Source organism: Streptomyces sp. NPDC048566, assembly GCF_043199735.1.
In the GTDB taxonomy this organism is placed as follows: domain Bacteria; phylum Actinomycetota; class Actinomycetes; order Streptomycetales; family Streptomycetaceae; genus Streptomyces.
In genome coordinates this window covers 533,608-547,086 of record NZ_JBICWL010000001.1, presented here as the reverse complement: position 1 = coordinate 547,086, position 13,479 = coordinate 533,608, and the positions used below count along the sequence as shown (strand labels likewise).

Sequence of the window (13,479 nt, the reverse complement as noted above, 5' to 3'; positions counted from 1 at the left end):
CACCCCCGGGGCCGATCACACCCCCGCCGATCGACCATGATGAGCGGATGCTCAGGTTCATGCCCGTCGGGGACTCCATGACGATCGGCAGCGCGGGCGAACACACCTGGCGCTACCGGATGTGGCAGCACCTGCGGGAGACGTACGGGGGCCCGTTCAAGATCGTCGGGCCGCGCGAGACGCTCCACGACCAGGCGACCGGCACCGCGGACTCCTACGAGTACGCCGACCCGGACTTCCCGCGCGCCCACCTGGCCGGCTGGGGCGAGGGGTGGCAGCACATGGCCCCGCTCGTCCGCGAGGCGGTCCGCGCGCACCGCGCCGACGTCCTGCTGGTCTCCCTCGGCCTGATCGACCTCGGCTTCTACACCAACGCCGTCCAGACGGCCGCCAACGCCCGCACCTTCGTCGCCGAGGCACGGGCCGCGAACCCGCGTGTGCGGATGGTCCTGCTGCCGGTGATACCGAACGTGCGGGCCGCCTCCGACGCGCCCTTCGCCGCGGAGGTCGCCGCCTTCAACGAGCTGCTCGCCAAGACGGTCGCCGACCTCGACGAGCCGGGCTCCCCGCTGCTCCTGGCATCCCCTCCCCCGGGGTACGACATCGCCTTCGACACCTACGACGGCACCCACCCGAACGCGGCCGGCGAGCACAAGATCGCCGAGGGGTTCGCCGAGGCGATGTACCAGGCGTGGGATCTGGGCGCGCCCTACGCCGCGGTCCCTTCCTGAGCCGCGGGGCCGGCGGCCCCGCCGGAGGTGCCGTGGTGCCCTTGCGTCGAGCGGACTCGAAGGCGTTGGCTGGGATCTCATGGAGTACACACAGCTCGGACGCACGGGACTCAAGGTCAGCCGGCTCGTCCTCGGCACCATGAACTTCGGACCGCAGACCGACGAGGCCGACAGCCACGCCATCATGGACGCCGCGCTGGACGCGGGCGTCAACTACGTCGACACGGCGAACGTGTACGGCTGGGGCGAGAACAAGGGCCGCACCGAATCGATCATCGGGAACTGGTTCGCGCAGGGCGGCGACCGGCGCGAGCGGACCGTCCTCGCGACCAAGGTGTACGGGAACATGGGCGCGGACGGCGAGCCGTGGCCCAACCACGACAAGCTGTCCGCGCTGAACATCCGGCGGGCGGTGGACGCGAGCCTGAAGCGCCTGCGCACGGACTACATCGACGTGTACCAGTTCCACCACGTCGACCGGGCGACGCCGTTCGAGGAGATCTGGCAGGCCATCGACGTCCTGGTGCGACAGGGCAAGATCCTCTACGTGGGGTCGAGCAACTTCCCCGGGTACAAGATCGCCCAGGCCAACGAGATCGCGGCACGCCGCGGCGGCACCATCGGCCTGGTCAGCGAGCAGTGCCTCTACAACCTGGCCGAGCGGCGCGCCGAGATGGAGGTCCTTCCGGCGGCCCGGGAGTACGGGCTCGGCGTGATCCCGTGGTCGCCGCTGCACGGCGGACTGCTGGGCGGGGTGATCAGGAAGCAGGCCGAGGGAGGCCGGCGGGCGAGCGGCCGGGCCGCCGACGCCCTCGCCGACCCGGCCGTGCGCTCCCAGATCCAGGCGTACGAGGATCTGCTCGACAAGCACGGCCTGGAGCCCGGCGAGGTGGCTCTGGCGTGGCTGCTCACCCGCCCCGGGGTGACCGGCCCCATCGTCGGGCCGCGGACCGCGGAGCAGCTGGAGTCGGCGCTGCGCGCCGTGGAGCTGGAGCTGGCGCCCGCGATCCTGGACGGCCTGGACGAGATCTTCCCGGGGCCGGGTCCCTCTCCGGAGGCGTTCGCCTGGTAGGACGGGCCTGAGCGGGTCCGCCGTCCGGCGGTGGCGGTCGCTACCTGACCGCCGCCGCCATGGCCACGACGACGAACATCAGCACGAGCACACCGGCCATGATCCGGTTGCGGGTCTTCGGGTTCACGCCCCCGAGATTAACGGGCCGCGGGCCCGCCGCCGTCGCCCGCCCCCAGCGGCAGAACGGCCAGCGTCTCGTATCGGGGCTGCTCGCCGGGGGTCCCGGCGGCCGGCGGGTGGCTGCGGACGAGACACAGCTCACGCACGGTCCAGGCGGGTGAGGCGAAGCCTTCCAGAGCGGTGACGCAGGGGGTGAGGTCCGCGCCGTCGCGGCTGCGGGCCAGGGTCAGGTGCGGCCGGTAGGCGCGGTGTTCCTCCAGGGCGAGGCCCGCCTTGCGGCCGGCGGCCTCGGCGCGGGCGGCCAGCAGCCGCAGGGCGTCGGTGTCCCCCGCGGCGCCCGCCCACAGGGCGCGGCGGCCGAAGTGGCCGCCGCCGCGCAGGGACAGCGGGAAGGGCGCGGTGCGGTGGGCGCCGCGTCGCAGCCGCTCGGTGAGGTCCGCCACGGCGGCGTCGGCGACCTCGCCGTAGAAGGCGAGGGTGAGGTGCCAGCCGGGACGGCCCGTCCAGCGCAGCCGGCCGGTGCCCGGCATCCGGGCCAACCGGTCGGCCTCCGCGGCGAGTTCACGTACCGCCTCGGGAGGCGGGAGCACGGCGGCGAAGAGTCTCATGGGGCCACTGTGGCAGGTGCCGGGGGCCCGGGGGCGGGGAAGCGGGCTCGGCGCCGGTGGGGGCGGCCCGCCCGGTCGGGGGTGGCGCGCCGCCGGCCCGAGGCCGGACACCGGCGGGCACGTCCGTCCCGTCCGCGGCACCCCGACCGGGGACCCGGCGCACGGACCGGAGCCGGCCGGGCGGGGAGAGGGAGAAAGGCGGCCCGGTGTGTGCGAGACGGCCGGTGCCCGCCCGGTGGGCGGGCACCGGCCGTCGTGGGCCCGGGCGTCCGGTCGGCCCGCCCCCGGTGCGGGTCAGACGGTGGCGGGCTGCTCCTCGGGGCGGGTGCGCGGCACGAAGCGGACCCGGGGGTGGCCGCGGTGCCAGCCGAGGCGGACGCGCAGGTTGCCCAGGCGGGCGAGGACCAGGCCGACGGCCGTCGCCGCGGCCAGCGAGACGGCGCCGCCGAGCGCGAAGCCGACCCGGGGCCCCCAGGTGTCGGTGACCCAGCCGACCAGCGGGGCGCCGAGCGGGGTGCCGCCCACGAACACCATCATGAACAGGGCCATCACCCGGCCGCGCATGGCGGGGTCGGTGGCCATCTGGACGGTGGTGTTCGCGGTGACGTTCACCGTCAGCCCGAAGATGCCGATCGGGACCATCAGCAGGGCGAACAGCCACAGCGAGGGCGCGGTCGCGGCGATCACCTCCAGTGCGCCGAAGGCGGCGGCGGCCGAGATGAGCACGCGCAGCCGGGCGGTGCCGCGCCGGGCGGCGAGGAGGGCGCCGGCCAGCGAGCCGACGGCCATCAGCGTGTTGAAGAGGCTGTAGGCGCCGGCACCGGCGTGGAAGGTGTCGTCGGCGTACGCGGACAGCCAGACGGGGAAGTTGAACCCGAAGGTGCCGATGAAGCCGACGAGGACGATCGGCCAGATCAGCTCGGGGCGGCGGGCCACGTAGCGCAGTCCTTCGCGGAGCTGTCCCTTGCCGCGCGGGGTCCGCCGGCCGGCGTGCAGTTCCCGGCCGCGCATCAGGAGCAGGCCCGCGATGGGTGCCGTGAAGGAGAGGCCGTTGAGGAGGAAGGCCCATCCGGTGCCGACGCCGGTGATCAGGAGCCCGGCGACGGCGGGGCCGACCAGTCGGGCGGACTGGAAGTTGGCCGAGTTCAGGCTGACCGCGTTCTGCAGCTGGTCCGGTCCGACCATCTCGGAGACGAAGGACTGCCGGGCCGGGTTGTCGACGACGGTGGCCAGGCCGACGGCGAACGCGGCGAGGTAGACGTGCCAGACGTGGACGTGCCCGGACAGGGTGAGGAAGGCGAGGACCAGGCCGGTGAGGGCCATCGCCGTCTGGGTGACGAGCAGCGTGGGACGCTTGGGCAGCCGGTCGACGAGGACTCCGCCGTACAGGCCGAACAGGAGCATCGGCAGGAACTGCAGGGCGGTGGTGATGCCGACCGCGGCGGAGGAGCCGGTCAGGCTGAGGACCAGCCAGTCCTGGGCGATGCGCTGCATCCAGGTGCCGGTGTTGGAGACGACCTGGCCGAGGAAGAACAGCCGGTAGTTGCGGACCCCCAGCGAGCTGAACATCGACGGGGAGCGCGGGGTGCGGCGGCCCGGCCCGGCGGGTTCCGCGGGGCGCCCGGGGGCCTCGGCGGCCCGGGAGGCGGTCGCGGGTGCGGCCGGGGCGGTGTCGGCGGCGGCCTCGGGGGCCGCGGGGGCGGCGTTCCCGCCCGGTGCGGGGTCGGGGACGGCCGGGAAGGCGGCGACCGGGGCCGCGGGGTCGTGGGTGGCCGGGGAGTCGGGGGTGGCTGGTGCGGGGGCGGAGTCTGCTCCGGGTCCCGTACTCAAAAGGGCTCGCCTCCGGGGGAGTCGTGGACGTCGGCGTCACGGGGGCGTCGGCGCTTGCTGGGGACGGCCGCCGCCGGTCGGGGACCGGCGGCGGCCGGTGGTGCGGGTCTAGAGGTGGGCGAGCTTCTCCAGGACGGGTGCGGCCTCGCGGAGCTTGGCCCACTCGTCCTCGTCGAGGGCCTCGACCAGCCCGGCCAGGAACGCGTTCCGTCTGCGGCGGCTCTCTTCGAGCATGGCCTCCGCCTTGTCGGTCTGCGTGACGACCTTCTGGCGCCGGTCCTCGGGATGCGGCTCCAGCCTGACCAGGCCCTTGGCCTCCAGGAGGGCGACGATGCGCGTCATGGACGGCGGCTGCACGTGCTCCTTGCGGGCGAGTTCGCCCGGGGTGGCGGTGCCGCAGCGGGCGAGGGTGCCGAGCACCGACATCTCGGTGGGGCTCAGCGACTCGTCGACCCGCTGGTGCTTGAGTCGGCGTGACAACCGCATCACTGCGGATCGCACGGCGTTCACGGCGGCCTCGTCGTCGCCCTGGGTGAGGTCAGGCATGTTCGTTAGCGTAACTCATTACTCTCGCTAAGGACCAGCGGGGTGCCCGTGAAGCGCGCCACCGAACCGTGAGGTCACTCATATGAGTGAGCCGAATCCGGAAAGCCACCCGGTGCCGCCCGGCCTGCCGCGACCCTCGACTCCATGGGGACCAGCGTGCTCAGCCTGCGTATAGACGGGGAGCTGCTCGAACGGCTCCGCCACCATGCCGCCAAACGCGGAATGAGTGTCCAGGACTACGTGGTCCGGACGCTCATTCGCGACGACTTCGACGAGCGGTTCCAGACCGCGGTCGAGGAGACGGAGAAGTTCTACGGGGTCACGTGAGGCCGCGCCCCCGCGTCCCCGTTCCGCCGGGGGACCGGCCCGGTCCCGGTCGGGTCAGGTCAGCCCGAGGGCCGGCATCAGGTAGTAGAAGGTGAACACCGCCGACACCACGTACATCGCGACCGGGATGTCCCGTCCCCGGCCCGCGGCCAGGCGCAGCACCACGAAGGTGATGAAGCCCATGCCGATGCCGTTCGTGATCGAGTAGGTGAACGGCATCATCAGCATGGTCACGAAGGCCGGGATGGCGATCGTGTAGTCGGCCCAGTCGATCTCCTTGATCGAGTGGGACAGGATCAGGAAGCCGACCGCGACGAGCGCGGGGGTGGCGGCCTGGGACGGGACCATGGTGGCGACGGGGGTCAAAAAGAGGGCGACGGCGAACAGCGCGCCGGTGACCACGTTGGCGAAGCCGGTGCGGGCCCCCTCGCCGACGCCGGCCGTGGACTCCACGAAGCAGGTGGTGGCCGACGAGGACGAGGCACCGCCCGCGGCGACCGCGATGCCGTCGACGAAGAGGACCTTGTTGATGCCGGGCATGTTGCCCTCGGCGTCGGTCAGCTTGGCCTCGTCGCTGATGCCCATGATCGTGCCCATCGCGTCGAAGAAGCACGACAGCAGCACGGTGAAGACGAAGAGGACCCCGGTGAGCACGCCGACCTTGTCGAAGCCGCCGAAGAGGCTGACCTGGCCCACGAGGCCGAAGTCGGGGGTGTCGACCGGGCTGCCGGGCCACTTCGGGGTGGTCAGGCCCCAGGACGGGACCGTGGCGACGGCGTCGACGACCATCGCGACGATCGTCATGGTGACGATCGAGATGAGGATGGCGCCCGGCACCTTGCGCACCATCAGGGCGAGGGTGAACAGCGTGCCCAGGACGAAGATCAGCACGGGCCAGCCGGTGAGGTGGCCGTCGCCGCCGAGCTGGAGCGGCACGGTGGTCTGGGCGACGTCGGGGATGCGCGAGACGAAGCCGGAGTCGACCAGGCCGATGAGCATGATGAACAGGCCGATGCCGATGGCGATGCCCTTGCGCAGGCCGAGCGGGACGGCGTTCATGACGCGCTCGCGCAGCCCGGTGGCGACCAGCAGCATCACCACGAAACCGGCCAGGACCACCATGCCCATGGCGTCCGGCCAGGACATCCGGGGGGCGAGCTGGAGGGCGACGACCGTGTTCACGCCGAGGCCGGCCGCCAGCGCGATCGGCACGTTGCCGATGACACCCATGAGCAGGGTGGTGAACGCGGCGGTCAGCACGGTCGCGGTGACCAGCTGCCCCCCGTCCAGCTGGTGCCCGTACATGTCCTTCGCGCTGCCCAGGATGATCGGGTTCAGCACGATGATGTACGCCATCGCGAAGAAGGTGGCGAAACCGCCGCGGATCTCGCGCGGCAGGCTGGAGCCGCGCTCGGAGATCCGGAAGTAGCGGTCGAGGGCGCTCTGCGCGGGCCGGGACTCCGGCTCCTGCGGGGCGGGGGCCTGGGTGGCGGCCGAGGTGGACATGCGGGTCCTCATGCGTGCGGGGGAAGGGGGAACGTGATCAAGCCTGGCCGGGTTCCGGTCACCAACGGGTTTCCCCCGGATGTCCGTTGGTGTTTCGTACGAAGACTACTGGCCAGTCTTGGATCGATTCAGTATGAACATATGAGTCGGAATTCGCTATCTCCGCGCGTAGACCCCGGGTGCGCACGGCGGGCACGGGTGCGGGCGCGGGCGGACCGCGGGCCCTCGTAAGCTGTGTCCATGGCGAAGTGGACCCCCAAGCACGAGGCGCCGGAGCCCCTGGAGGGCCCCGTCGTCGCCACCATCACGGGCGGCACGATCCTCTGGTTCGTCCTCTTCCTGGTGCAGCTGCCGTTCTACGGGTGGTTCGACGACCACGGGCACCTGTGGTGGCTGTGGACCTGCCTGGCCGGCGCCGGCCTCGGCCTGATCGGCATCTGGTACGTCCGCAAGCGCGACGCCGCCCTCAAGCGGGCCCGGGCCGCGGGCACCCCCGTGACGGAGTAACGCCCCCGCCGCGCCTCCCTTCTCCACCCACGGCCGCACTCCCCCGCCGCGCCCGTCCTCCCCAGGTCGGATCTTTCGTGCGCTCGGCGGGTGAAGCCGCAGACGCGCACGTACCGTCGAATGCATGACCCACATCGACGCGGGCACCGGCCTCGACCCCGTGCACCCCGTGCCCGTCCCCGTGTCCCGGCGGGCGGAGGGCCTGTCGTCCGCGGAGGTGGCCGAACGCGTCGCGCGCGGCGAGGTCAACGACGTCCCCGTCCGCAGCAGCCGCTCCGTCGCCGAGATCGTCCGCGCCAACGTCTTCACCCGGTTCAACGCGATCATCGGCGTGCTCTGGCTGATCATGCTGGCCGTCGCGCCCTTCCAGGACAGCCTGTTCGGGTACGTGATCATCGCCAACACCGGGATCGGGATCGTCCAGGAGTGGCGGGCCAAGAAGACCCTGGACTCCCTCGCGGTGATCGGCGAGGCGAGACCGACGGTCCGCAGGGACGGGACGGCCACCGAGGTCTCCACCGCGCAGATCGTGCTCGGCGACCTCATCGAGATCGGCCCGGGCGACAAGGTCGTCGTCGACGGCACCTGCGCGGAGGCCGACGGGCTGGAGATCGACGAGTCGCTGCTCACCGGGGAGGCCGACCCCGTCGTCAAGCACCCGGGGGACGCCGTGATGTCGGGCAGCTTCGTGGTCGCCGGCGGCGGCGCGTTCACCGCGACCAAGGTCGGCCGCCAGGCGTACGCGGCGCAGCTCGCCGAGGAGGCGTCCCGGTTCACCCTCGTCCAGTCCGAGCTGCGCACCGGCATCTCCACGATCCTCAAGTACGTGACGTGGATGATGATCCCGACCGCCGTCGGCCTCGTCGTCAGCCAGCTCGTCGTCAAGCAGCACGGCTTCAAGGACTCCGTCGCCCGGACGGTCGGCGGGATCGTCCCCATGGTCCCCGAGGGGCTCGTCCTGCTGACCTCCGTGGCCTTCGCGATCGGGGTCATCCGGCTCGGCCGGAAACAGTGCCTCGTCCAGGAGCTGCCCGCCATCGAGGGACTCGCCCGGGTGGACACCGTCTGCCTCGACAAGACCGGCACCCTCACCGAGGGCGGCATGGACGTGACCGAGCTGCGGACCCTCGGCGGCGCCGACGAGACCTACGTGCGCACGGTCCTCGGCGCCCTCGGCGCGTCCGACCCGCGCCCCAACGCCTCGCTCCAGGCGATCATCGCCGCCTATCCCGACAGCGAGGAGTGGCGCTGCGTCCAGGCGCTGCCGTTCTCCTCCGCCCGCAAGTACAGCGGCGCCGGGTTCAGCGAGGGCAACGGCGAGTCGAGCACCTGGCTGCTCGGCGCCCCCGACGTGCTGCTCGGCGAGGGGGACCCGGCGCTCGCCGAGACCGAGCGGCTCAACGAGGCCGGCCTGCGGGTCCTGCTGCTCGCCCGCACCACCGGGGACCTGGAGGACCCCGGGGTGCGGGAGGCGGCGCGGCCCACCGCGCTCGTCGTCTTGGAGCAGCGGCTGCGCCCGGACGCGGCGGACACCCTGCGCTACTTCGCCGAGCAGGACGTCCGGGCCAAAGTCATCTCCGGCGACAACGCGGTGTCGGTGGGCGCGGTGGCCGGCAAGCTCGGGCTCAGCGGCGAGGTCGTGGACGCGCGCCGGCTGCCCGCCGAGCCCGACGCGATGGCGACGTCGCTGGAGAAGGGCACGGTGTTCGGGCGGGTGACCCCGCAGCAGAAGCGCGACATGGTCGGCGCCCTCCAGTCGCACGGGCACACCGTGGCGATGACCGGCGACGGCGTGAACGACGTGCTCGCGCTCAAGGACGCCGACATCGGGGTCAGCATGGGGTCGGGGTCCGAGGCGACCCGCGCGGTGGCCCAGATCGTGCTGCTGAACAACAGCTTCTCCACCCTGCCCTCGGTCGTCGCGGAGGGCCGGCGGGTCATCGGGAACATCACCCGGGTCGCGACGCTGTTCCTGGTGAAGACGGTGTACTCGGTGCTGCTGGCCGTGCTGGTGGTGTGCTGGCAGGTCGAGTACCCCTTCCTGCCCCGGCACCTGACCCTGCTGTCCACCCTGACGATCGGCATCCCGGCGTTCTTCCTCGCCCTCGCGCCCAACTCCGAGCGGGCGCAGCCGCACTTCGTGCGGCGCGTGATGCGGTACGCGGTGCCCGGCGGGGTCGTCGCGGGCGTCGCCACCTTCGTGACGTACCTGCTCGCCCGCCACCACTACACCGGCGCCGGGGCGCTGGACGCCGAGACGAGCGCGGCGACGCTGACGCTGTTCCTGATCTCGATGTGGGTCCTCGCGATCATCGCCCGGCCCTACACCTGGTGGCGGGTCGGCCTCGTCGCCTCGATGGGCGGGGCGTTCCTGCTGGTGCTGGCCGTGCCGTGGCTCCAGCACTTCTTCGCGCTGAAGCTGGTCGGCACGACGATGCCGTGGACCGCCGTGCTCATCTCGGTGATCGCGGCGGCCTGCCTGGAGTTCCTCTGGAAGTGGGTCGACCGCCGCTTCCCCGCCTGACGCGCGGCCGGGCGCCGGACGGCCGGCGCCCGGCACGCCGGTGCGGTCAGTCGAACCAGCGGTCCCGGGCCAGTTCGCCGGTGCGCGAGGGGTCCTCCAGGAGGGCGGCAACCTCGAAGCGGCGCGGCCACTGGCCCGCCGCCCAGGCGAGCCCCGCGGCCACCCCCTCCAGCGTGGCGGCGTGCAGCACACCGTCGCGGGTGCGCCGCCAGTCCAGTTCGGTGCCGTCCACGACGAGTTCCTCGTGCTCCAGGTACGTGGCCGGGGTCCGCGGGCCCAGCAGGGTCCGCACGGACTCCGGCACGGCGTGCTCGGTGCCCTCGGAGGTCACCTCCCCGGTGACGGACTCGCTCAGCCGCCGCACCTGGAACAGCTCGGCGAGCTGCGCCGCCCGCGCCGGCCGCACCGGCAGCAGCGGCACCCCGCCGGTGAACGCCAGCAGGTCCGGGGAGTCCACGACCACGGCGTCGGCCGCGTCCACCACCCGCACCTCGCCGTCCACCACGGCCCGCAGCTCGTCCGGCAGGGTCACCTGCTCCGGATCGAGGTCGGCCAGCGCGCCGTAGAGGGCGTGCAGCTGGGCGCCGGTGACCTCGCGGTCCGGGTCGGCGAGCCGGTCGAGGAGCTCGGCCGCTCCGCCCGGCTCGTCGAGCAGGGCGGCCACCGTCGTCCGCACGCCGAGCGCGCGCAGCACCTGCTCGTCGTCGAAGCCGGTCGCGTCGGCCTCGTCGTACAGGCCGCGCAGCAGCGGGTCGCCGCCGGCCGCCCGCAGACCGGCCGGGCGGCGGCCGTCGAGCACGGGATGGCCGCGCAGCCACCACGCCGTGTACGGGCGGACGACCTCGTGGGTGCCGTCGGGCAGCAGGACGCGCACCTGCTGGGTGATCGCGTCCCGCAGCGGCGGCCGGGCGAGGAGCGCGAGGGCCTCGCGCCAGTGGTCGTCGTCCACCAGGTCCAGGTCGCGGACGGCGACGATCTCGGTCGCGACGGGTGGGACCGGCGCGTCGGGCAGCCGGTCCAGGACGTCCTCGCACCACACGTCGACGGCGTCCAGCAGGCCGGCGTCGTCCGGCTCGGCGAAGTCCCCGTCGCGGGGTTCCATCTCGTCCGGGTCGAGCACCACGTCGGTGGCCCGGACCAGGGCGAAGCCGGCGAGCACCCCGCAGGCGGCGAGCGGCTGCCCGCCCCAGCGGTCGGCCAGCTCCGCGTCGACGTACGGCAGCTCGCCCTCGCGCATCACCAGGGCGAACGGGCTGCCCGGAAGGACGAGTTCACCGGCGGGCGCCGGTTCGCCGTCCTCGTCCGGCAGGGCCAGCGCGCCGAGCCAGGGCTCGTCGCCCGGCTCCAGCCCCGCGTCGCGCACCAGCGCCAGCACGGTGTCGGCCAGCTCCTCCGCGTCCGGGGTGTCCTCGTCCCACGCCCCGCCGTCGTCGTCGAGCGAGGCCGCCACCGCGGCCCGCACCTGCGGGGTGGTGAGCACGGAGCGGGCCGTCGCGGGCAGCGCGCCCAGCTTCTCCAGGAGCGGGTGCGCCGCGTCCGGGTGCGCGACCTTCAGGCCGAGCCGGGCCAGCGTGTCCGGGGCCACCGGGGAGGCGGCGCCGACCGGCAGCAGCACCTGGCGCGGCCCGATCGTCGTCCGGCCGTCGGCCAGCGGCACGGGCAGCCCCGACAGCCGGTCCGGGTCCACCCCGGCGAGGCTGTCGTACAGCCGGTGCCACCAGCCCGGTTCCTTCTCCAGGCCGGCGAGCCGGTCCACGGCCTCGGTGAGCGGAACGCGTGCCACGCCCAGGGTGCGCAGCTCCGCCCGCCGTTCCAGTCCGGCGGGCAGCAGGCTCGGCAGGACCTCGGCGAGGACGCGGACGGTGTCGGCGCCGGCGCCCTCGACCACCTCGGCGTCGCGCGGGCGCAGCGCGGCGGGCCGCTCCGCGGCGCCGCCCGCGGGCCAGCCGTCCGGGGACACGACGGGGGGCGTCTCCCCCGGCGGCACGGCGGGCGGCAGGAACGCGGTGCGGGGCAGCCGCTCCAGGACCGCCCGGCGCAGCGCGCCGTCCAGTTCGCCCGTGCCGAGCGGCCCGGGCACCAGGTCGATGATCCCGGCGTCCACCGGCCGCCACGCGGCGAGCAGTTCCGCGTAGGCGTCGGCCGCGCGCTCGACCAGGAAGTCCGTGAGGGGCCCGGGGGCGGCGTGGCGCCGGGTGGTGTCGAGCGGGAAGGAGGCGATGAGCAGCGCGGGCACGCCGAGGGCCTCGTCGCTGGGGGTCGGCGCGTGCACGACGGGGCTGGTCCGGGGGCGGGCCGGCGCGCCGTCCGCGCCGACGGGCACGGCCCAGGTCACGGACCAGTGGGGCCGCAGCCGCTCCTCGACCGGGCGGTCGGCGAGCAGGGCGGCGTCGAGGGGGCCGTGGTGGGCGACGGTGCGGTAGCGGGTGGTGCCCTCACGCGCGTCGTCGATCACCACGATCCCGTGGTCGCGCCCGCCGTCCGCGCCGTCGGCCGCGCGGGCGGCGGAGGCGGCGGGGTCCGGGTCCCGGCCGTCGGGCCGGCCGCGGCGCAGCGTGCGGATCTCCTCCACCCCGGTCTCGACGACCACCTCCTCCAGGCCGGGCAGGGCGAGCAGCAGGGCGTCGTCGACCGTCCGCAGCAGGCGCTCGGCGAGGTCCTCGGCGGCGGCGTCGCGCAGCGGGAGGATCACAGCCGTGTCGTAGGGGTCGGGCGCGGTGCCCTCGGCGGCGAACGGCAGCCGGAGCAGGGGCACATGGCCGTCGCGGCGGCGGATCTCGTCGCCGAGACCCCCGGGGCCGTCCCCGGCGGTCCGCTCCGCGAGGCCGCGGGCCTCGGCGAGCGACCAGCGGACGCCGCCGTGCCGGCCGACGACCGCGGGCTCGTCCGTGACGGCGAGGACCGCGGCGAAGCCGACGCCGAACCGGCCGACGGCGGTGTCGGCGGCGTCCCGCTTCGCGGAGGCGCGCAGCGTGGACAGCGACTCGACGCCCGCCGCGTCGAGGGGGGCACCGGTGTTGGCCGCGATCAGCACGCCGTCGCGCAGGGTCAGCCGGAGACGTCCGGGGACGCCGGCGCGGGACGCCGCGTCGGCGGCGTTCTGGGCGAGCTCCACGACGAGCCGGTCGCGGTATCCGCCGAGGACGAGGTCCTCCTCCGCGTTGGCGTCCTCCCGGAACCGGGCGGGGCCGGCCGCCCAGGCGTCGAGCACGCCGCGGCGCAGCCGGGCCGTCCCGAAGGGGTCGGCGCCCTCGGCCGCCGGCCGCACGAAGTTACTCACGGACTCACTCTCCCTCTCGGGTGGGGCCGGCCACGCGAAACGTGCGGCCGGTCGCGGCTCGAAGGTACCGCGCCCCCGCCTGTGCCTTCGCCGCGGGCGGCGGGGCCGCGACCGTCCGCCGCCCGGGGCGCAGACGTCCCGGACGGCGGGGACGGGGAGCCCGGGGGACGCCGGTGGGGACGCGGGGGAACGGGGGCGCCGGTGGGAACGCGGGGAGACAGGAGCACCGCTCGCGGGAGCGCCGCTGGGACGCAGGGGCGTCGCTGAGGACGCGGGGACAACAGAAGCACCGCTGGGGACACAGAAGCACCGCTGGGGACGCAGGGGCGCCGCTGGGGACGCCGGGACAGGGGCACCGGCGCGGGGTGTCGGGGCCGGCGGCGGGCCCGGCCCCGTTACAAGAACCGCCGATCACCGGGTGCGGGCCC

General features: G+C 74.2%; 10 protein-coding genes. 5 read left to right on the top strand and 5 right to left on the bottom strand.

Features of this window, described 5'->3' with window-relative positions; genetic code table 11:
* The first annotated feature begins 47 nt into the window (after positions 1-47).
* Together ACGFS9_RS02395 and ACGFS9_RS02390 are read left to right on the top strand one after the other, a co-directional pair.
* A complete protein-coding gene (locus tag ACGFS9_RS02395; RefSeq protein WP_393249938.1) occupies positions 48-731 on the top strand; it encodes an SGNH/GDSL hydrolase family protein in 684 nt (227 codons plus the stop codon).
* 79 nt (positions 732-810) lie between these two features.
* Complete coding sequence (locus ACGFS9_RS02390) at positions 811-1,803, top strand: aldo/keto reductase (protein ID WP_393249936.1); 993 nt, start codon at positions 811-813, stop codon at positions 1,801-1,803.
* A 137-nt stretch (positions 1,804-1,940) separates the two neighbouring features.
* Here the strand turns inward: ACGFS9_RS02390 and thpR are convergent, their stop codons facing one another.
* From thpR to ACGFS9_RS02375, 3 genes are all read right to left on the bottom strand, one after another.
* On the bottom strand, positions 1,941-2,531 hold the full coding sequence (gene thpR, locus ACGFS9_RS02385) for an RNA 2',3'-cyclic phosphodiesterase (protein ID WP_393249934.1): 591 nt from the start codon (positions 2,529-2,531) through the stop codon (positions 1,941-1,943).
* 294 nt (positions 2,532-2,825) lie between these two features.
* Entirely contained in the window at positions 2,826-4,361 is a 1,536-nt protein-coding gene (locus ACGFS9_RS02380) for an MFS transporter (RefSeq protein WP_393249932.1), read from the bottom strand.
* Positions 4,362-4,469: 108 nt separating this feature from the next.
* Complete coding sequence (locus tag ACGFS9_RS02375; protein ID WP_393249930.1) at positions 4,470-4,907, bottom strand: MarR family winged helix-turn-helix transcriptional regulator; 438 nt, start codon at positions 4,905-4,907, stop codon at positions 4,470-4,472.
* Between the two features lie 144 nt (positions 4,908-5,051).
* Here ACGFS9_RS02375 and ACGFS9_RS02370 point away from each other — a divergent pair, with 144 nt between their 5' ends.
* The gene (locus ACGFS9_RS02370; RefSeq protein ID WP_015659639.1) at positions 5,052-5,234 is read left to right on the top strand and encodes a ribbon-helix-helix protein, CopG family; all 183 of its coding nucleotides are present in this window, start codon (positions 5,052-5,054) and stop codon (positions 5,232-5,234) included.
* 54 nt (positions 5,235-5,288) lie between these two features.
* On the opposite strand, the gene ACGFS9_RS02365 is transcribed toward ACGFS9_RS02370, so the two are convergent.
* Complete coding sequence (locus ACGFS9_RS02365; RefSeq protein ID WP_393249928.1) at positions 5,289-6,740, bottom strand: NCS2 family permease; 1,452 nt, start codon at positions 6,738-6,740, stop codon at positions 5,289-5,291.
* Positions 6,741-6,980: 240 nt separating this feature from the next.
* Here ACGFS9_RS02365 and ACGFS9_RS02360 point away from each other — a divergent pair, with 240 nt between their 5' ends.
* On the top strand, positions 6,981-7,247 hold the full coding sequence (locus tag ACGFS9_RS02360; RefSeq protein ID WP_393249926.1) for a DUF2530 domain-containing protein: 267 nt from the start codon (positions 6,981-6,983) through the stop codon (positions 7,245-7,247).
* Positions 7,248-7,371: 124 nt separating this feature from the next.
* Entirely contained in the window at positions 7,372-9,771 is a 2,400-nt protein-coding gene (locus ACGFS9_RS02355; protein ID WP_393249924.1) for a cation-translocating P-type ATPase, read from the top strand.
* Between the two features lie 46 nt (positions 9,772-9,817).
* On the opposite strand, the gene ACGFS9_RS02350 is transcribed toward ACGFS9_RS02355, so the two are convergent.
* A complete protein-coding gene (locus tag ACGFS9_RS02350) occupies positions 9,818-13,051 on the bottom strand; it encodes a sacsin N-terminal ATP-binding-like domain-containing protein (protein WP_393249922.1) in 3,234 nt (1,077 codons plus the stop codon).
* Positions 13,052-13,479: the final 428 nt, after the last annotated feature.